This is a genomic window from Rhodococcus sp. ACPA1 (genome assembly GCF_002300195.1).
In the GTDB taxonomy this organism is placed as follows: Bacteria; Actinomycetota; Actinomycetes; order Mycobacteriales; family Mycobacteriaceae; genus Rhodococcus_F; species Rhodococcus_F opacus.
On the sequence record NZ_NSDX01000012.1, the window covers coordinates 173016 to 191894 of the forward strand.

General features: G+C 68.8%; 16 protein-coding genes. 8 read left to right on the forward strand and 8 right to left on the reverse strand.

Annotation, left to right across the window (positions count from 1 at the left end):
* Positions 1-3513 carry an indolepyruvate ferredoxin oxidoreductase family protein gene (locus CJ177_RS39880; protein WP_373560076.1) on the reverse strand — a complete coding sequence of 1171 codons (3513 nt, stop codon included), beginning with the start codon at positions 3511-3513 and terminating at the stop codon, positions 1-3.
* A 138-nt stretch (positions 3514-3651) separates the two neighbouring features.
* Between CJ177_RS39880 and CJ177_RS39885 the strand changes: the two genes are divergently transcribed.
* Together CJ177_RS39885 and CJ177_RS39890 are read left to right on the forward strand one after the other, a co-directional pair.
* Complete coding sequence (locus CJ177_RS39885) at positions 3652-4164, forward strand: Lrp/AsnC family transcriptional regulator (protein ID WP_005252722.1); 513 nt, start codon at positions 3652-3654, stop codon at positions 4162-4164.
* A 23-nt stretch (positions 4165-4187) separates the two neighbouring features.
* The gene (locus CJ177_RS39890) at positions 4188-4649 is read left to right on the forward strand and encodes a 6,7-dimethyl-8-ribityllumazine synthase (protein ID WP_005252720.1); all 462 of its coding nucleotides are present in this window, start codon (positions 4188-4190) and stop codon (positions 4647-4649) included.
* 67 nt (positions 4650-4716) lie between these two features.
* On the opposite strand, the gene CJ177_RS39895 is transcribed toward CJ177_RS39890, so the two are convergent.
* A complete protein-coding gene (locus tag CJ177_RS39895) occupies positions 4717-5358 on the reverse strand; it encodes a restriction endonuclease (protein ID WP_005252719.1) in 642 nt (213 codons plus the stop codon).
* Between the two features lie 191 nt (positions 5359-5549).
* Between CJ177_RS39895 and CJ177_RS39900 the strand changes: the two genes are divergently transcribed.
* Complete coding sequence (locus CJ177_RS39900) at positions 5550-6605, forward strand: 2,3-butanediol dehydrogenase (RefSeq protein WP_005252717.1); 1056 nt, start codon at positions 5550-5552, stop codon at positions 6603-6605.
* A gap of 3 nt (positions 6606-6608) precedes the next feature.
* Here CJ177_RS39900 and CJ177_RS39905 read toward each other — a convergent pair whose 3' ends face one another.
* Positions 6609-8120, reverse strand: a complete 1512-nt coding sequence (locus CJ177_RS39905) for a PucR family transcriptional regulator (protein ID WP_061697192.1) — start codon at positions 8118-8120, stop codon at positions 6609-6611.
* Between the two features lie 121 nt (positions 8121-8241).
* Here CJ177_RS39905 and CJ177_RS39910 point away from each other — a divergent pair, with 121 nt between their 5' ends.
* The 3 genes from CJ177_RS39910 (at position 8242) to CJ177_RS47735 (ending at position 10371) form a co-directional block, all read left to right on the forward strand.
* Entirely contained in the window at positions 8242-9693 is a 1452-nt protein-coding gene (locus CJ177_RS39910) for a cytosine permease (protein ID WP_005252714.1), read from the forward strand.
* The gene (locus tag CJ177_RS39915; RefSeq protein WP_061697193.1) at positions 9686-10090 is read left to right on the forward strand and encodes a nuclear transport factor 2 family protein; all 405 of its coding nucleotides are present in this window, start codon (positions 9686-9688) and stop codon (positions 10088-10090) included. Before CJ177_RS39910 ends, CJ177_RS39915 begins: the two co-directional genes overlap by 8 nt.
* A 128-nt stretch (positions 10091-10218) precedes the next feature.
* Positions 10219-10371, forward strand: a complete 153-nt coding sequence (locus tag CJ177_RS47735; RefSeq protein ID WP_007300518.1) for a hypothetical protein — start codon at positions 10219-10221, stop codon at positions 10369-10371.
* A gap of 9 nt (positions 10372-10380) precedes the next feature.
* Here the strand turns inward: CJ177_RS47735 and CJ177_RS39920 are convergent, their stop codons facing one another.
* The 5 genes from CJ177_RS39920 to CJ177_RS39940 all read right to left on the reverse strand — a co-directional run bounded on the left by CJ177_RS39920 (position 10381) and on the right by CJ177_RS39940 (position 17253).
* On the reverse strand, positions 10381-11742 hold the full coding sequence (locus CJ177_RS39920) for a bifunctional lysylphosphatidylglycerol flippase/synthetase MprF (protein WP_037183206.1): 1362 nt from the start codon (positions 11740-11742) through the stop codon (positions 10381-10383).
* Between the two features lie 98 nt (positions 11743-11840).
* Positions 11841-12179, reverse strand: a complete 339-nt coding sequence (locus tag CJ177_RS39925; RefSeq protein ID WP_061697200.1) for a ferredoxin family protein — start codon at positions 12177-12179, stop codon at positions 11841-11843.
* On the reverse strand, positions 12176-13771 hold the full coding sequence (locus CJ177_RS39930) for an FAD-dependent oxidoreductase (protein ID WP_095870304.1): 1596 nt from the start codon (positions 13769-13771) through the stop codon (positions 12176-12178). Before CJ177_RS39930 ends, CJ177_RS39925 begins: the two co-directional genes overlap by 4 nt.
* 142 nt (positions 13772-13913) lie before the next feature.
* Entirely contained in the window at positions 13914-14342 is a 429-nt protein-coding gene (locus tag CJ177_RS39935) for a pyridoxamine 5'-phosphate oxidase family protein (RefSeq protein WP_025433015.1), read from the reverse strand.
* A 1-nt stretch (position 14343) separates the two neighbouring features.
* Positions 14344-17253 carry an FAD-binding and (Fe-S)-binding domain-containing protein gene (locus CJ177_RS39940; RefSeq protein WP_095870305.1) on the reverse strand — a complete coding sequence of 970 codons (2910 nt, stop codon included), beginning with the start codon at positions 17251-17253 and terminating at the stop codon, positions 14344-14346.
* Positions 17254-17310: 57 nt separating this feature from the next.
* Between CJ177_RS39940 and CJ177_RS39945 the strand changes: the two genes are divergently transcribed.
* Positions 17311-18060 (forward strand): DUF998 domain-containing protein, encoded by a 750-nt coding sequence (locus tag CJ177_RS39945; protein ID WP_095870306.1) that lies wholly within the window; start codon positions 17311-17313, stop codon positions 18058-18060.
* Positions 18061-18095: 35 nt separating this feature from the next.
* Positions 18096-18878 (forward strand): DUF427 domain-containing protein, encoded by a 783-nt coding sequence (locus tag CJ177_RS39950; protein ID WP_061701550.1) that lies wholly within the window; start codon positions 18096-18098, stop codon positions 18876-18878.
* Position 18879: the final 1 nt, after the last annotated feature.

Sequence of the window (18879 nt, forward strand, 5' to 3'; positions counted from 1 at the left end):
TCAGGACCTTTCCGGAGTGGTGGCAATCGTGATGGTGGAGGTGTCGACGCCGAGTTCGGCGAGACGCTGGAGGTAGACGGTGACGTTGCGCAGCTTCACGTCCTCGTAGCCCCGGACGAGGTCGGGAGTCGCGGCGATCAGCGTTGCGGTGTCGTAGGTGTCGGCGGAGAGGTCGGCGACGAGGCCGGCCACCGTGGTCTCGTAGTGCGCGAGCAGCTGACGCTCGAGACGACGGACCTTGGCGTAGCCGAACGGGTCGAACGCGGTGCCGCGCAGGAACTTCGCCTTGGCGAGGGTCTTGAGCGCGACGTGCGAGCGGGGGCCGAAACCGATCTTGGTCTTGCGGCCCACGGCCTTGAGGACGGGCGGGTGCAGCTTGTAGGTGAGCTTGCCCGCGCCGGGGACCTCACCGGCGGCGGCGTCGAGGAACGCCTGGTCGGTGAGCATCCGGGCCACCTCGTACTCGTCCTTGTAGGCGGTGAGCTTGTGCAGTCCGGCGGCGACGGCCTCGCTGAACTCGGTCCGGCTGCCCAGCTCGCGCTCGGCGTCCCATGCCTGCTGCACCAGGGCGATGTAGCGGGCGGCGACGCGGTCACCCTGGAAGGCAACGAGGTTCGCGGCGCGGCGTTCGGTGAGCTCGAGCGTCGTGCCGTCGAGGGTGGATCCGGCGAACAGGTGCGCCGGGACGACGGTGTCGCTGCGCTGAGCCACGGCGGCCGAGCTGGTGGCGGCCAGGAACGCTTCCCGGTCGGCGACGGCGACGCGTCCCCAGTGGAACGCCGCCTTGTTGGACTCGACGGCCACCCCGTTGATCTCGAGGGCCTCCTCGATGAACCGGGCGGGGACGGGCAGTCCGCCGGCCTGGTAGGCCGCGCCGACCAGCAGGAAGTTGGCGGCGGCGGTGCTACCGAACAGAGCGGTGGCGGCGGCGAGCCCGTCGATCGCGGTCAGTTCGCGGGCCGAGACGTCGAGACGCTCGAGCAGCTTGTCCTCGTCCGGGTAGCGGACGGCGGGGTCGTAGACCATGTCGCCGGTCGGGGTCTGGCTGGTCGACGCGACGGTGATGGTGCGGTCGGAGCTGCCGAAGCCGGCGTACTTGGCGTCGGCCGCCGTCAGCAGGTCGAACGCGAGGACGCAGTCGGCGGTCGCGGGGCTGATCCGGTTGGACGGCGCCGAGCTTCCCGACCGCGTCTTCTGATCGCTGAGCCGCAGGTGCGACGTGACGGGTCCGGCCTTCTGGCTGAGACCGGTCTGGTCGAGTCCTTCGACGTGCAGCCCGGCGCGCAGCGCGGCCATGCCCAGCACCTGGTTGACGGTGACGATGCCGGTACCACCGACACCGGCCATGAACAGGTTGTGCGTTCCGGTCCACACGGCGGGATCGGGGTCGCCGACCTCCGGCGGAACCGGGATCTCGCGCAACGTCTTCGGTGCGCCTTCCTCGGGCAGCTCGACCGTCACGAACGACGGGCAGTCGCCCTCGAGGCAGGAGTAGTCGGTGTTGCAGCTGGTCTGGTCGATCTTGGTCTTGCGGCCGAATTCGGTGTCGACGGGCTGCACGGACAGGCAGTTGGACTTGACGCCACAGTCGCCGCAGCCCTCGCAGACCGCCTCGTTGATGACGACGCGGGTGCGGCGGGCGGGCAGCTTGCCGCGCTTGCGCTTGCGGCGGGCCTCGGCGGCGCACTGCTGGTCGAAGATCAGCACGGTGACGCCCTCGATGTCGCGCAGGACGCGCTGCGCCTCGTCGAGCCGGGTCCGGTCCCACAGCAGTGTGTTGGCGGCGAAGTGGGCACCCTTGTGCCGCTTGGGGTCCTCGGCGCAGACGATGATCTGCTTGACGCCCTCGGACGCCAGCTTGTGGGTCAGCTGCGGCACGGTCAGCCCGGCCTCGGCGTCCTGCGCGCCGGTCATCGCGACGGCGGAGTTGTAGAGCACCTTGTACGTGATGTTGACGCCGGCGGCGACGCACGCCTGCACGGCGAGCTGGCCGGAGTGGAAGTAGGTGCCGTCGCCGACGTTCTGGAACATGTGCTTGACGTCGCTGAACGGGGCCTGCCCGATCCACTGCGCGCCCTCGCCGCCCATCTGGGTGAGCATCGTGACGGCGCTGTCGGTGCGGCCGGACATCGTGACCAGCGTGTGGCAGCCGATGCCGCCGCCCGCGATCGATCCCTCGGGCACCGCGGTGGAGCGGTTGTGCGGGCAGCCGGAGCAGAAGTACGGGGTGCGCGACGTCGGGAGGACGGTCAGCTCGAGGCGCGGCGGCGGGGCCGGCGTCAGCGCGACCCGGTCCTTCAGGACGCGGCGCAACGGTCCGGTGAGACGGGCGGCGGTCAGTTCACCGTCGACGGGGATCAGGTTCTTGCCCTGCGCGTTCTTCTTCCCCAGCACGGCCGGTGCGCTGGCGCCGCCGTAGAGGATGTCCTTGAGCTGCGACTCGACGAACGGCATCTTCTCCTCGACGACGAGGACCTGCTCGACGCCGTCGGCGAGTTCGCGAACCTTGTCGGCGCCCAGCGGGTAGGGCATGCCGACGCGGAGGATGCGGATGCCGGCGTCCTCGAGCTGGGAGTCGCCGAGCCCGAGGTCGAGCAGGGCCTGGCGCAGCGAGTCGTAGGCGGTGCCGACGGCGGCGATGCCCAGCCACGCGGTGCGCGGGTTCACCTCGATCTTGTCGATCTCGTTGGCGGCGTTGAACGCCTCGACCATCGCCCAGCGCGGCCCGTACAGGTCGGCCTCGGCGTAGACGCTGTCGGGCGGGGATGCGAGCACGCGCTGCCGGTACGACCACGGCTTGCCGTTCCACTCGATCTCGGGGAGCTCGATGTCGAGGTCGGCGAAGTCGCGGTCGAGGGTCCAGAGTCCGTCGGCCACGTCGGCGACGATCTTCATGCCCGACCAGCAGCCGGAGATCCGCGACAGCGCCACACCGTAGAGGCCGAACGTGATGACCTCCTCGGCGTTGCGCGGGAAGAACACGGGCATGCCCATCGCGGCCATGGACCGCTCGCTGGCGCAGGGGATGGTGGAGGACTTGGCGTTGGGGTCGTCGCCGACGAGGACGAGGACACCGCCGCGGGCGTTGGCGCCGTACATGGCGGCGTGCCGGATGGAGTCGCTGGCGCGGTCGAGGCCGGGACCCTTGCCGTACCAGACGCCGACGACGCCGTCGTGGGTGCGCTCCCCCTGCGGGAGGTCGACCTGGCTGCCCCAGACGGACGTCGCGGCGAGTTCCTCGTTCATGCCGGGCACGAACTTCACGTCGTGGTCGGTGCTCAACGTGGGGATGGCGGCGATGGTGCGGTCGAGGCCGGCGAGGGGGCTGCCCTGGTAGCCGGAGACGAACGTCGCGACGTTCAGTCCCGCGCGGCGGTCGCGTTCGTGCTGCTCCACCAGCTGGCGGGCGATGGCCTGCACACCGGTCATCAACACCGGGCCCGAGTCGGCCCGGTATCGGTCGGCGAGATCAAAGGATGCTGCACTGGTGCGAGCGTCGTCTAACTGAGTCATCTGCGATTCCCGATCCGTCGCGTTGAGCATTTCGTGAGCTTGATCCTGTATCTGGTCTAAGATTTGGTCAACGCAAATCGGATCAACTGATCAGTTCACGCAACAGGTGACGGTCGTCACTTCCCGGAGGTACCCAAAGTGCTCAGCATCGACAAGCTCGACGTGCAGTTGCTCGGACTGCTCGGCAAGGACTCACGCATGAGCGTGGCCGAACTCGCCAACTCGCTGGGCGTCGCTCGCAACACCGTGCAGTCCCGGATGAAGCGCATGGAGACCAGCGGGCTGCTCACCGGCTTCCGCCCCAACCTCGACCTCGCCGAGGTCGGGATTCCCATCCAGGCGTTCGTCGGGCTCGAACTCGAACAGGGCAAGCTCACCGCCGTCGGCAACCGCCTCGTAGACCTGCCGGAGGTCATCGAGATCCACGCGACCACCGGCCGCGAAGATCTGCTGGTGCGGGTGGCCACGTCCACGCACGCGGAGCTGCAGAAGTTGCTGGAGAAGATCGCGAACCTGCCCGGCATCACGCATTCGACCACTACCATCGCGCTGACCAGCCCGCTGCCGTACCGGATTCAGCCGCTGCTCGAGCACCTCACCGACGACTCCGGGTGGGGCCGGTCCACGGCACTGCCCCGTTCACAGCGCTAGGTCCGGTGCAGTAGTTTCAGACCATGAGTGAGAGTCAGGGACGAATCGCGTTCATCCAGGCCACGTGGCACCGCAACATCGTCGACCGCGCACGCGAGGGTTTCACCGATGAGGTGAACACGCTGGGGTATTCGAAGGACGAGCTGGACTTCTTCGAGGTGCCGGGCGCGTTCGAGATCCCGCTGCACGCACGACGCCTCGCCCTCACCGGGCGTTACGACGCCGTCGTCGCCGCCGCGCTCGTCGTGGACGGTGGCATCTACCGCCACGAGTTCGTCGCGACCGCGGTGATCGACGGCCTCATGCGCGTGCAACTCGACACGGATGTGCCGGTGTTCTCGGTTGTGCTGACGCCGCACCACTTCCACGAGCACGACGAGCACCTCAACTACTTCCACGATCACTTCGTCAAGAAGGGCGCCGAGGCCGCTCGCGCCTGCGTCGCCACCGTCACGTCGCTGAAGTCGCTCCCGACCGCGAACTGAGATTCGCCCACTCCGAACCCGCAACGAGAAACCACCGTCAGCACGTTACTGACGGTGGTTTCTCGTCTCACCTGTCCTTCGCGTGCCGGTGCTGGACGTAGAGGAGCCAGAACACGGGCGCGCCGACGACGGCGAGGATCGTCGCGAACACGCGGAGCCCGACGTTCCCTTCGCCGAAGGGGGCGATCATGAGGACAATCGTGCAGACGACGGCGCCGAGGAGTCGCCAGTGCGCGCCGAAGAAGCCTGCGACCATCGCCCATGCGTTGCGGGCGACGATGCGCGCCGGCGATTCGGGCTCGGGTGGGGGCGGCGGGGACGGGGCCACCGCAACCGTCGAGTTACGCGCGGCGGCCACCAGTTTCGGGGCGTGGGCGCCGACCGGCGGGGTTTCGCCGTCGGGCTCGCACCGGAACAGGGCGATACCCACCGCGTCCGCGTAGTCGACGGCCTCGTCGGTGTATCCGGGGCCGGAGAAGTACAGGAGTTTCCGGGCGTGGCTGGTTCCGCGGGTGTCGTAGAGGTTCGCGAGGTCCGACTTGCCTGCACTGCCGCCACGCCACTTCACCTGCGCGTATGCGCGTGACGAGTAGACGTCGATGCCGCCGTCCGCGCCTCCGAGTAGCGCCGTGGCGTCGCCGTAACCGAGCTTCTGCATCTGCTCGGCGGCGTTGATTTCAGCTTCAGCCGCCGTGCGTATGCGTGCCATGCCTCACTCCCCCAGATCGAACCAGTCTTTCCCCTCGAAGGTACCCGCAGATCGGGCCAAACCAGCTATCCGCCGGTGAACGTCACACCGGCGCCATCGAATTGCAACACACTGCAACTCTTCCCGCCCCCGGCCGCGCGACCGTACCGTTCCCCGAATCAGCACGTTCACAACGTAGTGAGGGCGGATTCATGAGGGCAGCACGCTTCCACGGCCGACGCGACATCCGGATCGACGACATCCCGGAGCCGGAATTGCGGCCGGGCGCGGTGAAACTCCGGGTCGCGTGGTGCGGCATCTGTGGCACCGATCTGCACGAGTACCTGGAAGGCCCGATTTTCATCTCCCCGCCGGGACATCCGCATCCGCTGTCGCACGAGAACGCGCCGGTGACGATGGGCCACGAGTTCTCCGGCACGGTGGAGGAGGTCGGCGAGGGCGTCACCGATGTCGCCGTGGGCGACAACGTGGTGGTGGAGCCGTACTTCGTGTGTAACGAGTGCGCGTCCTGCAAGGCAGGCAACTATCACCTGTGCACGAAGATGGGTTTCATCGGATTGGCCGGTGGCGGAGGCGGACTCAGCGAGAAGGTGGTGGTCGACCGCCGGTGGGTGCACAAGATCGGTGACATCCCGCTCGACGAGGCGGCCCTGATCGAACCGCTCAGCGTCGCGCACCATGCGGTCGTCCGCAGCGGGGCGAAGGCCGGCGACGTCGCGCTGGTCGGTGGTGCGGGGCCGATCGGACTCCTCGTGGCCGCGGTCCTGAAGGGTCTGGGTGTCACCACGATCGTCACGGAACTCAGTGACGCCCGGAAGCAGAAGGCGCTGTCCAGCGGCGTCGCGCATCACGTGATCGACCCGTCGTCGGAGGACGTGAAGGCCCGGGTGCTCGAGCTGACCGACGGTGTCGGCGCGGATCTCGGGTTCGAGTGCGCCGGGGTCGACGTCGTCCTCGACACCATCCTCGACGCCGTCCGGCCCGCAGCCGTGGTGGTGAATGTGTCGATCTGGGGCAAGCCCGCGACGGTCGACATGCAGAAGCTCGTCCTCAAGGAGATCGACCTGCGCGGCACCATCGCCTACGTCCGCGATCACGAGGCGGTGATCGAGATGGTCCGCAGCGGCGTGATCGACCTCGCTCCGTTCATCACCGGGCGGATCGAACTCGACAATCTGGTCTCGGAGGGCCTCACGACGTTGATCGAGCACAACGACACGGCGGTGAAGATCCTGGTCCGGGCGTGACCGTCAGTCGGGTTCGTCCGAAGACGGGGTCACCGCCCTGGCCTTGAGCGCCAGCCACAGCTCCATGCGGTCGTCGGCCTGGTCGAGGTTCCGCCCGGTCAGTGCCGCGATCTTGTCGATCCGGTTCCGGACGGTGTTGCGGTGCACGGAGAGGGCGGCCGCGGCGGGGTCCCATGCCCCGTTGGCTCGCAGCCATTCCTCGAGCGTTCGCTGGAGTTCGACGCGTTCGCGCGGCTCGAGCTGATCGAGGGGTGCGAGCACGGCGGTGGAGAAGCCGCTGAGCACGTCGGCCGAGCCGAGCCGGAGCAGCAACTGGACGGTCTCCCCTTCCTTGGCGTCGACGGCGCGACCCAGTCGGGCGCTGACGGCGACGAGGGACCGCGCCTGCATCGCCGACACGGCCAGCGCGTCCACGGGAACCAGCGCACCGATCCCGATCGCGCATCCCTCCGCCACGCTCGACAGCAGTTCCGCCAGCCCGGCGACCTCGGGGTGCGCGATCTCGATGTCCGAGTTGCGCTGTCTCAGGACGGAATCCGAGAGGGCCGAACCGATCCGGACGGTCAGGTCGGCCACCGCCTCGGGAGTGGAGCGCACGACGGCGATCTGCAGGGGGTCCCGGGGCAGCCCGATGCCGGCGGCGATCTGATGGGCGCGCTCCCTCCGGAGTCCGGGTCTGAGCAGCTGCGCCAGCGCCGCCGCCCGCCGCTGCCGCTCGGGTTCGCCGGCCACGTGACGGCGTTCGAGTTCGAGCGACAGCAGCGAGACGAGAACATTGGACGCGTGCCGCAGCGCGTTGTCCGCCGACCGCTCGAGCACGACGAACGCGAGCGGGTTCTCGATGCGAACGGGGTGCAGTTCGAGTTCCCGCCGACCGGCACCGCCGAACGCCGTCCAGCCCTTGGCGCGGGTGGTGTAGCGACCTACTTGGTCGTGGGCGTCCTGCAGGAACGCCGCATCGACGCCATCGGAAAGCTGAACGACCCCGCCCGACGCGTCCAGCACCGCGCACAGTGAGCCGCTGACGGAACGCCATTTGCCGAGCAGTCCGCTCAGCGGCGACGGTCCGGCCGCGACCGCGGTGAGCTGATAGCTCAGTTCGATGGCGTCCTCGAGCGCGCGTTTCTCTTCCTCTGCTATCCGGGAGAAGATCCACTTGGTGATGGCGATGAACGGCACCGAGTCGGGGGCGATGAGCAGCGGGACGCCGAATTCACGCGCCGCCGCGACGAGTGGCGCCGGTGGCGCCTGAAAGGGCAGCCCGTGCCCCAGACCGAGGCACAGTGCGGCGACCCCGCCCGCGACGCAATCCCGCACGTAGTCGCGGCACCCGGATTCGGTGGTGGGAAGCATCAGGCCGACGGTCATCAGCAACTCGCCGCCCTGGAGCCAGTCCCGCGGACGCGTCAGTTCGGACACGTGCGCTGCGGTGATGGGGTTGCCGACTCCCGCCGTCCCGCTCATCGACGTGAGCCGCAGCGTGGGAGCAGACAGGACGTCCTGGACGGTGATCACCGGCGACCTCTTGTACTAATTGCCCAACCGTAATAGACGAACTGTACATCTCGCCTCTGGTGCCGGGGCGGCGCAGTGCGCAGAGTAGTGATCAGAGCCACAGCACCTCCTAGGAGTTTCAGTGTCAGATCACTCCGGCGACACCGCCGCGCCCCTCGGTGGCACCATCGAGACCCGCTCGATCGACTACGTCCCCGAGGACGAACGTCACGGGAAGGTCCGCGACCAGGGCCCCTTCTGGTTCGTCGGAAACTTCCAGCCCTTCACGGTGGCCATCGGCTTCGTCGGCCCCGCCCTCGGCCTGTCGTTGGGCTGGACGGTCGTCGCGGGCATTCTCGGCATCTTCTTCGGAACGTTGTTCATGGCGTTCCACGCGTCGCAGGGACCGGTGCTCGGACTCCCGCAGATGGTGCAGTCCCGCGCGCAGTTCGGCTATCGCGGTGTCGTCCTCGCACTCATCGGGACGTTGTTCACGTACGTCGGGTTCAACGTCGTGGACGTCGTCATCATCAAGGCGGGTCTGCACAGCATCTTCGGGTGGAACGCGGCCGTCATCGCCGTCGTGATCACCGCGGTCGCGACGCTGCTCGCGATCTACGGTCACGATCTCCTGCACCTGTCGTTCCGTGTGCTGTTCTGGCTGTCGCTGCCGCTGTGGGCGATCCTCACGTGGGGCGTCGTGTTCGGGCACGCAGGCGGCGACGCGGGCGCCGCGACGGGCGGGTTCACCCTGCTGGCGTTCATCGCCCAGTTCAGTGTCGCGGCCTCCTACAACATCACCTACGCGCCGTACGTGTCGGACTACTCGCGGTACCTGCCGCGCAACACGCGCACGTCGGCCATCGTGTCGGCCGTGTTCCTCGGCGCCTCGGCGTCGCCGGTCTGGCTGATCCCGGTGGGCGCGTGGATGGCCACCCGGCTCGGAGCCACGGATGCGCTCGCAGGCATCCACGACGCCGGCAACTCGGTGGTCCCGTTCCTCGGCAGCGTGCTCGCCCTCGTCGCGACGCTCGTGCTGGTGGCGACCATGGGCCTGAACGCGTACAGCGGCATGCTGACCGTGATCACCGGCATCGACTCCTTCCGGAAGGTCACCCCGTCCCGCCGGATCCGGGTGGTGACCGTCCTCGCGCTGGCCGCGGTCTGGCTGGTGCTGAGTCTGCTCTTCACCGATTCGACGACCGTCCTGAACACGACGTTGCTGATCATGCTGTACCTCCTCGTGCCGTGGACCGCCGTCAATCTCACCGACTTCTTCTTCGTGCGCCGCGGGCATTACGCCATCACCGACCTGTTCACGCCGGACGGCCTGTACGGGATGTGGTCGTGGCGGGGTATGACGGCCTTCTTCGCCGGCATCGTCGCGTCCGTGCCGTTCATGGTGCTGCCGTTCTACGTCGGACCGATCGCCGCGACCATCGGTGACGTCGACGTCGCGTTCGCGGTCGGGCTCGCCGTGTCCGGGATCGTGTACTGGGTCCTGTCCCGGTCGCTCGACCTCGACACCGAGGAACGGTTCATCGAAGACAGCGAAGCCGCACTGGCAGTCGAGGAGAGCCCGGCGCATGGCTGACACGACGACGGCAGACGTCCAGCACGCGATCGACGCGCTGATCCGGGCTTTCGGCGAGCACGACACGACGGCCTACTTCCAGGCGTTCAGCCCGGACGCGACATTCGTCTTCTACACCCACCCGGTGCCGCTGCCCAGTCGCGAGGCCTACCGCGACCTGTGGGCCGAGTGGGAGGCGGACGGGTTCCGCGTCCTGGCGTGCCGCTCCAGCGAGCAGAACGTCACGTTCCCGGCCCCGGATGTCGCGGTGCTGACGCATCGGGTCGGCACCACCGTGCGGGATTCGACGGGAACGGTCGAGCTCGACGAACGGGAGACGATCCTCTTCCGGCGGCGCGCAGAGTCGGGCTGGATCGCCGTCCACGAGCACTTGTCGCCGCAGTCGATCACACCGTGATAGCTGACCGATAGCTGGTTCGACGTGGACCGCGTCACATCAGGACCCCGTCGAGTTGCGGAGGCAGACGCCCGACGGTGTACTGGTCAGTAAACCTGCCCGGCTCGGCCTATCGCGAAGGTGCACAGATGACGGACGAACGGCCCGGCAAGAATCAGACCCCACCGGACAAGACGACGCGACCGAAGCCGAAGGAGGCGACCCCGGACGTCTCCAAGACCGATCTCGCGGCCGTCGTCGATGCGCTCACCGCGACGAACGAGAAGAATTTCGACTTCTGACCTCGCGCCTCAGGCCCGCTCCCGATGCGGCACGAACTCGAACGTCAGGCACGCGAACGCCACGGGCAGCAGGTAACGGAACCGCAGGAGGACGTATCGCCGGTTCCCCACGGAATGGAACTTGCCGAGATAGCGATACAGCGACTCGAGCGAGATCAGCACGTCGCCGAGGTGCAGGACACGGCGGAAGAGCCGGGCCCCCGCACCGGGTGCGTCGGGGTCGAGGAGTTCGGGGAACGCCGCGAACGACAGCGAGACGTATCGCGCACCGGTCCGCTCGGCGTACCGGATGACGTCGACGGTCATGCGTTCGTCGGTGCCGTTCGGCGCGCCCTCGCCGCGCCACGGAACGTCGAGGCTCAGTTCGCGGGCGGAATCGGCGGTGCCGTAACGCTGGAAGGCCACGGCGCGACCGGTGCCGTCACGGGCGATGACGAGCAGAACACCGGGGAGCGTGCCGTCCAGCAGGTGGTCGAGGATCATCGAGAACCCGCGGCGCTGATGTCCGGCACGGGCGTCCTCGACGATGTCCGACAACTCCCGCCGCGTCGGTTCGTCGAGCGCGGCTTCCGGGACGATCTCGGTGGTCAGCCCGGCGTTGTGGGTGCGCTGCACGGCCTGCCGGAGGTTGCGGAACTTTCTGCCGTGCAGGGTGAAGTGTCCGACGTCGATCACTACGTCGCGCCCGATCGGGACCGCCGTCAACGGCTTCCGGGTGTCGCCGCCGATCTCCCACAGCCGGGCGACGCGCTCCCCCGCGCCGAGCACCGCGACGCGCCAACCACGTTCGGCGGCGAACTCGGAGAACTCGTCGAGGAGGGCACCGAATTCGAACGCGTTGCCGATGGGATCGCCGGAGACGACCGCTATTCCGGACCGGGCCCGGTAGGCGATCGCCGCGCTGCCCGACGCGTTGAAGTAGTAGGACTTCGCCGAATTGAGGGCGAACGGCGACAACGGGTCGTCCGTGGTCTGCTGGATCAGCGAGAACACACGGGCACGGTCCTCGGGCTGCGGCACACTGCGCACCGGCAGCATCAGCACGGGTCCGGTGGCCACGAGGAGGAGGAACCCGGGAGTCGAATGTGCGCTCGTGTACGCCACATCCGCTGCCGCCACGAACAGCACCGCCGCCACCGAATGTGTCATGGTGACGGGCCGCCGCAGGTGCAGTCCCCGGGCCACCAGCAGGACGGCGATTCCGGCCGCCACCATCCACGTGCGAACGGGCCCCGACCGCCCGGCCATCCACATGAGCACGAGGCCGACCACGACGGTTGCGCCGACCAGCGCCATCCGCGCCGCGGGCGATTCGGGCCGGTACACCCGCAGCCCGGGCACGGTCATCGGTGTCGACTTCGAATTCTGCATCCGCACCCCTGCCCCCAGGTGACGACTGTTCCGGTGCCTCCAATCTAGCGGCTCCGCCGCCCGTGAGTGGTTGACGAGTCCCTGGACTCGCTACGCACTCACGAGTGCAGCCGTGGCGGCGGTGCCCCGTGCGGCAGGGACGGCCCGACCGCCGTGAGTGAGCCTGCGGCACGCCCCTTCCCCCAGCCGAGCTTCTCGCGGTACCGGCCGATGTGGTCCTCCGGGATGTTCTGCCCGTCGACGAGCGGCGTGGACTGCGGGTCCACGTAGAGCGCGTCGACCGGGCAGTACGCCTCGCACATGAAGCACGTCTGGCAGTCCGATTGCCGCGCGATCACGGGGATCCCGGTGTCGGTGCGGTCGAACACGTTGGTGGGGCACGCGTCGACGCACTTCTCGCAGCCGATGCACGCCTCGGCCAGCAGCACCTCGATCACGAAGCCACCCGCAACAGCCCACTGTGTGCCGCGCCGGTCGAGGTCCACACGTCGTCCAGCCCACCGGTGAGCACGTGGTGGTGCTGCGCGGGGTCGAGGTCCGGGTAGTCGGCGCGCTTACTCATTCCGCGGGTTTCCGTCCGCGCGAGCGTCGAGTGGTACATCCACCGGCCCACCGCGGTGATCGCCGCGGCCTGACGGGCCCGGACACGTTCGTCGCCGGAGTCGCCGCCGAGGCCCAGCGACAACGCCGTCCACAACGACTCCAGCTCGTCGAGCGCACCCTGCACCCGCACACCGTCCCGCAGGTAGTTCTTCTCGTACGGGATGAGTTCCGCCTGCGCGGCCGCGACGACGGCGGATGCCTCCAGCCCCGACCGTTGCGTCGGACGCAGACCGGCCCGCCCGGCGGGACGCAGTTCGCCCGCCCGGACCCGACGTTCGGTTCGCGCGAACCGCGCGGCCCCTGTGCCCGCCCAGCTGCCGGACGACATCGCCCACGCCGAGTTGTGGCTGCCGCCGCCGGTGAAACCGCCGCAGATGCGTTCGCGGGTGGCGGCGTCGCCCGCCGCGAACAGGCCGGGGACGGACGTGGCGCAGGTGTCGTCGACCACCTCGATGCCGCCGGTTCCGCGCACCGTGCCCTCGGCGAGCATGCTGACCTCGAAGCGGTCGGTGAACGGGTTGATGCCGCGACGGTCGAACTGCAGGAAGAAGTTGGGCTGGCCGAGCCGCATCTGGCGTTGCACGTCGTCGTCGGCGCGGTCGAGTTGGGCGAACACCGGCTCGGACAGCAGCGTTTTCGCGATCACCGAGCGCCCCTTGGTGGAGCCGGCGCCCTCGAGGACGCGCCCGTCGGCGTGGAAGAACGTGGCGTAGCCGTAGTAGGCGGTCTTGGTGATGGTGGAATTGGCGGGGACGATCGCGTACGCGTTGGAGAATTCCATGCCGGAGAACGTGGCGCCCACCTCGGCGGCCATCAGCGCGCCGTCGCCGGTGTCGACGTTCGTGCCCAGGGCGCGGGACAGGAACGCGCAGCCGCCGCTCGCGATCACGACGGCGCCCGCGGTGATCCGGTAGTCGCGGTCGTCCTGGCGCTGGTAGCCCGCCGCGCCGCGCACCTGGCCGTCGGTGTCGACGAGCAGTTCGAGGGCCGGCGAGTGGTCGAGAATCCGGACGCCCGCCTTCTTCACCCACGCCCGCATCCGCCGCATGTATTCGGGCCCTTGGAGTCCGGTGCGGATCTGCCTGCCGGTGTCGGGGTCGACGGGGAACGGGTACCGGCCTTCCTCGGCGAGGAGGTTCATGTTCGCGTACGTCTGGTCGAGGACGCGGTCCATCCAGTGGTGGTCGGCGAGATGGCCGCCGAGCGCTTCACGGCTGGCCTTGGCCTTCGCCCGCGCGGACGGGTCGGGGTCGACGTACCAGATGCCGGTGCCCGAAGGCGCGGTGGCGCCGCTGGTTCCGCAGTACCCCTTGTCGACGAGGACGACGTCCGCCCCGGATTGTCGTGCGCGCAGCGCGGCCCACGTTCCGGCGGGGCCGCCGCCGATGACGAGGACGTCGGTGTTCAGGTCGAGAAGTTCGGTCATGAAGGGCGCTCCTGTCGAGGCGGAACAACTGCCCTTCAACGCTTCCGCACATCGGCCCGCGCCGCCATCGTCAGAATCAGCGTGAACCGAATCGCCCGTGCGCGGTCAACGAGTCCAGGGACTCGCTAACCGCGCACGGGCGCTACGCGCCCTTGCCGTAGTCCACGCTCAGCCAGTGCTCCGGCCGCATGCGGATGACGATTGCGCTGTCGTCGTACGCCTCCTCCACGAAACTGTCGACCTCCTCGGCGGGGAGGTAACGGGTGGCGAGTTCGCGGACGACGTCGGCGGTGGGTGATTCGTCGAACTCCACCGGACCTTCGACGCTGACGTACCGGTAGGGCGGCTTCTCGTCCTGGGCGACGAGGCTGAAGCGGCCGGCGGCGCGGATCAGCCGCTCCTTCAGCGACCCGCGACCGGTCCAGACGTACACGTGGCCGCCGGGTTCGTAGCCGTACCAGATGGGCACGGCGAGCGGCGCCCGCCCGTCGCGGTCGACGGCGATCACCCCCACGTGCACGTCGGCGAGGAACTTCTCGCGCTGTTCACTGGTCATCGACAACTGCGACATGTCAGTCTCCGCTCTGGTGTTCGGTTTTCGACGATGGTGCGGGGTCGAGCAGCTGGGCGAGGTGTTGCGACGATCGGGTCGGGTCGAGTTGCCGCACCTGCATGTGGCAGCTGAATCCGTCGGTCAGCACGACTGCGTCTTCGGGACTGTCGCGCAGTGCGGGGGCGAGTGCCTGTTCCGCCACCTGCATGCTGAGGTCGTAGTGGTCGGCCTCGAACCCGAAGTTTCCTGCGACGCCGCAGCATCCGGTGGCCTCGCGCACACGCTCCACCCCGATCGCCTGCAGCGCCTTCCGCTGGCCGGCCGCGCCGAACACGGCGTATTCGTGGCAGTGGGTCTGCACAGTGACGTCCTCGGGCAGCGGCACGCTCGGGGTCCAGCCCGCCTGGGTGCGTTCGAGGACCGCGCCGGCGAAGCTCTGCACGCGGGCGGCGACGCGTCGGGCGGCATCGGTGTGGACGAGTTCGGGCAGGTCCTTGCGGAACGCGGCGGCGCAACTCGGTTCGAGGACGACGATGGGGCGGTCGGTGCCGTCGTCGAGGAGTTCGGCCGCCTTGGCGAGGGTCTTCTTCGCCTGCTTCAGCTGTCCGGTGGAGATCCAGGTGAGCCCGCAGCACACGTCGCTGCGGCATTGGGAGCTGAGGCCCGCCTCGGCGAGTACCCGTGATGCGGCGCCGACCACCTCGGGGCGGAATCCGCGGGTGAACGTGTCGGCGAGCACCACGACGTCCGCGGTGCCGTTCTGCGACGTCTCCCCGACCTCACGGCGGATCTGCTTGCGGGACGCGAACTCCGGCATCGACCGGTGCGGGGTGAGACCACCCAGCTTGGCCGCGACCTTCGCCAGCCGGCCGGCGGTGAGCCGGTTCACCACGGGGGCGGAGCGTTCGGCGATCTTCAGCCACACCGGCAGCCAGCCGAGGGAGTAGTGCGACAGCGGACGCACCCGGCCGCGGTAGTGGTGGTCGAGGAATTCGGATTTGTACGTGGCCATGTCGACGCCCACCGGGCAGTCGGTGGAACAGGCCTTGCAGGACAGGCAGAGGTCGAGGGATTCCTTGACGTCCTCGGAGCGCCATCCGTCGGCGACGGTCGGCGAGTTGCGGACCATCTCCTGCAGGGCGCGGGCCCGGCCGCGGGTGGAGTCCTTCTCGTCTCCGGTCGCGCGGAAGCTGGGGCACATCACCCCGCCGGTCGACGCGCGGCAGCGGCCCACCCCGATGCACCCCTGGACGGCGTGGACGAACGGTGCGACGGGGACGTCGCTGGTGGGGGTGAGGTCGAATGTGGTCTGCCACGACCGCGGGTTCACGCCGTCGAGGGCCAGGCTGCCCAGCAGCGGTTCGGGGTCGACGATGCTGCCCGGGTTCAGCACGGCCGCCGGATCCCAGAGCCGTTTGAACGTCGCGAACGCCGCCATCATGGTGGGCGTGTACATGATCGGCAGCAGCGCCGACCGCGCGCGACCGTCGCCGTGCTCCCCCGACATCGATCCCCCGAACCGCACGCACAGTTCCGCGGCGCGGTGGATGAACCGCGACATCACGTCCCGGCCCTCCTCGGTGCGCTGGTCGAAGTTGATGCGGATGTGCATGCAGCCGGCGCCGAAGTGCCCGTACATCACGCCGGTGAGACCGAATTCGGCGAGCAGGGCCTTGATGTCGACGAGGTAGTCGGCCAGCTGGTCGGGTGCGACGGCGGAATCCTCCCAGCCCGTCCAGGATTCGCCGCCCTCGACGAGTCGGGCCGACAGTCCGGCGCCGTCCTCGCGCACCCGCCACAGCGACGCGCGTTCCGCCGGGTCCCCGACCACCCGCGAGTCGACGAGCCGTCCGGCCGCCCGCAGCTTCGAGACCAGTTCGGCCCCGCGCAGTTTCACCTCGTCGAGATCCTCGCCGTCGAGGTCGACGTACAGCCAGGCCTCGCCGTCGGGCAGACCGACCACGGAGTCGGCGCCGCGCAGGTGCCGCATGGTGTCGACGATCGCCGAGTCGATGCCCTCGATCGCAGCGGGTGAGTATTCGAGGATCAGCGCGTTGTCGCGGGCGGCGTCCACCAGGTCGCGGTATCCGAGGCACAGCAGCATCGCCGCGGGCGGCACCGGCACCAGCGCGACGGTCGCGGACACGATCACGGCGCACGTTCCCTCGCTTCCCACCAGTGCGCGGGCCACGTCGAAGCCGTTCTCGGGCAACAGGTTCGCCAGGTGGAATCCCGACACCTGTCGTGGGATGCGGCCCAGCTCGAGCCGGAAGTCGCCGAGATGCTCCTGTGTCAGCGCGTCGAGACCGGCAGCGATCCGCCCGGCCTCGCTCACCGCGGATGAGTCGTCCGGGTCGGTGGCCCGCAGCCCGTCGCGGGTGGCGGTCAGCCGGTGCCCGTCCGCCGTCACGAGATCGAGTGCGACGACGTGATCGGACGTGCGGCCGTACCGCACGGAGTGGTTGCCACAGGCGTCGTTGCCGATCGCGCCGCCGACGGTCGCGCGGGACTTGCTGGACGGGTCGGGGGCGAAGGTGAACGCGCCGTCCGTCGCCAGTTGCACGTCTTTCTGCAGGTCCGTGAGGACGATGCCGGGTTCGACGACGGCGGTCCGAGCGGACGCGTCCACGGCCCGCACCTGATTCATGTGCCGGGAGAAGTCGAGTACCACTCCCCTGCCGATCGCGTTGCCCGCGAGTGACGTGCCGCCGCCGCGGCTGGTGATGGGGATGCCGCGGTCCGTGCAGGCCCGGACGATCGCCACCACGTCGCCGGCGCTGCGCGGAAACGCCACCGCCAGCGGCGGCACCCGGTAATTGGAGGCGTCGAAGGAGTATTCGGCGCGCCGCCGCGATCCGATGTCGAGGTCGATGCCCAGCTCGGCGAGCTCGGCATGCAGGTCGGCCGCGGGACGTGTCAGCTCAGCCACGCGTCGATCTGTCCCGTCTCTTCGGAGTCAGCTACCGGAATTCTCGTCAGCGGGGCCATGGCTACATGGTCGAGCCGCTCCCGAAGATTGTCAACAATCCACTCGGTGAGCCGGGTACGGTTCGGAGGGGTGAGCGTCGTGCGAACGCCGTCACCCGCCCAGCGACTGTTGGCTGTGCGGGCCGGAGCCACGGCCTGGGTGCTCATCGCCCTGTATTTCCTCGCGGAGGTCGTGACCGCGCGCGCCTGGCCGCGGCCGTACGCGGTGCGGACCAATTCGGTCAGCAATCTGGGTGTCACGGGCTGCGACGGCTCCGCGGCCCAGGCCGCGGCCGCCCGGCTCTGCTCACCGCTGCACACGGTGATCAACAGCGCTTTCGTGCTGACCGGGGTGCTCATTCTCGCGGGAGCGGTGGGCCTGCGCGAATTCCTGCCACCGGGACGCCTGCGCCGGGCCGCGTTGACGCTGCTCTGCCTGGCGGCCGTCAGTGCGGCCCTGACGGGCGTCGTTCCGATCAACGTGGACGCCCACCTGCACCAACTGGTCGCGACCCCGACGTTCGTCGCCCGCAACGCCGCCATGATCGTCATCGCAATCGCGCTCTACGAGCGTTGGCGCATCTTCGCGCTCTGGACCGGTCTCTGCTGCCTCGTCGGGGTCGTCGGAATGGCGGCGATCCTCCTCCCCGGCGAACCGTTCGGCATCACCGAACGCCTGGCCCTCTACCCGTTCACGGTGTGGGTCGTGACCGCTGGTGTCGCGGCGCTCCGCACCCGTGCGTGGTTAACGAGTCCAGAGCCTCCTTAACCACGCACGGGGCGCCGAAGGCGCACCATGGAGTGATGTCCACAGCTCTCACGCATGCCGCCGCTTCCCAGCAGTTCGCGGAGAACGGCCGCATCTCGATCGAACCCAACCACAAGCGCATCCGGGTGGTCTTCGGCGGTCAGGTGGTCGCCGACACCACCCGTTCGGTGTACCTGTTCGAGAAGGGGCACCTGCCCGTTTACTACATTCCCCGCGACGACGTGAACTTCGACCTCCTCGAGCCCGTCGATGCCACCACTACATGCCCGTGGAAGGGCAAGGCCCGGTACTGGGATCTCGTCGTCGGCGACCGTCGCGCCGAGCAATCCGTGTGGGGATACGACGCCAAACTCGAGGACTCCCTCGACCTCAGCCCGTACGTTGCGTTCTACTGGCACAGGATGGACGCCTGGTACGAGGAGGATCAGCAGGTGTTCGTCCACGCCCGCGACCCGTATGTCCGCGTCGACGTGCTGCCGTCGTCCCGGCACGTCGAGGTGTTCATCGGTGACACGCTCGTGGCCGACACCGTCCGCCCGCGACTGCTGTTCGAGACGTCGCTGCCGGTGCGCTATTACGTGCCCCGCATCGACGTGCGGTCCGAGTTCTTCACCGCCTCCGACACCAGGACGTCCTGCCCGTACAAGGGGACGGCGTCGTATCTGTCGTTCACCGGGTCGGACGGCTCCGAGCCGGTCGAGGACGCCGCCTGGTTCTACCCGTTCACCACCGCGGAGGCGTCGGGCATCGACGACCACGTGTCGTTCTACCCCGACCGCGTGCGGATCGTCGTGGACGGCGCAGAGGTGGAGAACTGAC